The organism is Oryzisolibacter propanilivorax (genome assembly GCF_900103645.1).
Lineage (GTDB): Bacteria > Pseudomonadota > Gammaproteobacteria > Burkholderiales > Burkholderiaceae_C > Melaminivora > Melaminivora propanilivorax.
Genome location: NZ_FNHP01000022.1, coordinates 1 through 1259, shown reverse-complemented (window position 1 = coordinate 1259; position 1259 = coordinate 1). Strand labels below are relative to the sequence as shown.

Genomic DNA, 1259 nt, shown 5'->3' with positions numbered 1-1259 from the left:
TGACCTGCCCCCTTCCGCCGTGCCATTCATAACGAGGAAGTCCGGGGTTGCAAGATTAATTGATCTCTGTGGTGGTTGAAGTGCTTTGAGTTGCATCGCCAGCGCGCTGGCGATGCAGCTCGGCGAACTTTGCCGGCGGGATGCGCCCGCAACTGCTGTGCGGTCTGACCTCGTTGTAGTCCTGCCTCCACGTTGCGATGGCCGCTCTGGCCTGTTGCAGCGTCTCGAACCACTGCTCGTTCAGGCACTCGTCCCTGAACTTGCCGTTGAAGCTCTCGATGTAGCCGTTCTGCATGGGCCGCCCCGGCTCGATCAAGATGTGGAGAATGCCGTGGGCCTGCGCCCAGCCCATGAAGGCGCGGCTGGTGAACTCCGGGCCGTTGTCGGTACGCACGGCCAGCGGGTAGCCCCGGAAGACAGCCGCCTGGTCCAGCAGACGTGTCACGTACTGCCCCGAGATGCCCAAATCCACCGAGATGCTCACACACTCGTGGCTGAAGTCGTCGGCCACCGTCAGGCACTTGATGCGCCTCCCCGTGCTCAGGCTGTCACTGACGAAATCCATGCTCCAGACCTCATTGAGCGTGCTTGCCAGTTGCAGCGGCACGCGCTCGTTGACGGGCCGCTTGGCCTTCTTGCGCTTGCGCACGGCCAGGTTGGCCGCGCTGTAGAGCCGGTAGACCTTCTTGTGGTTCACGCCAGGGAAGTTCGGGCGCAGCATGTCGTGGATGCGCCGATAACCGAAGCGCCGGCGCACATGCGCGATCTCGACGATCTTGCTGCTGAGCTCCTGAGTCATGGCGTCGACTTCAGGTGGATTGCGGTAGCTGTCGCGGGAGAGCCCCACAAGCCTGCATGCGCGCCGCTCACTCAGATCGCATTGCTCGACCATCACGGCGATAGCGGCACGCTTGGCCTGCGGGGCTATCGCTTTACCCCGAAGGCGGTGTTCAGCGCGTGGATGTCCAGGTGGGCCTCCGCCAGCAGCTTCTTGAGCTTGTTGTTCTCAGCCTCGAGTTCACGTAGCCGCCGCGCATCGGGCACATCCATGCCGCCGTACTTGGCGCGCCATTTGTAGAAGGTGGCGTCGCTGAAGCCGCCCTTGCGGCACAGCTCCTTGATCGGCAGGCCGGCCTCGGCCTGTTTGATGAAACCGATGATCTGCTCCTCGGTGTACCTGCTTTTTCTCATGTCCGTCATTCTCGAAGTTGACGGACTTCGCTGCCATTACGCTGGTACGGCTGCGAGGGGGCAGGTCA

Annotated in this window: 1 protein-coding gene; it reads right to left on the bottom strand. The window is 62.5% G+C overall.

All coding sequences use genetic code 11. From position 1 onward, the window contains the following. Positions 1-55: 55 nt before the first annotated feature. Positions 56-1191, bottom strand: a protein-coding gene (locus BLQ61_RS17105; RefSeq protein ID WP_425415631.1) for an IS3 family transposase whose coding sequence is annotated in 2 segments (ribosomal slippage) — positions 56-942 and positions 942-1191 — 1137 coding nt in all. Because the reading frame shifts where the segments join, the coding sequence is not laid out codon by codon here. Positions 1192-1259 lie beyond the last annotated feature (68 nt).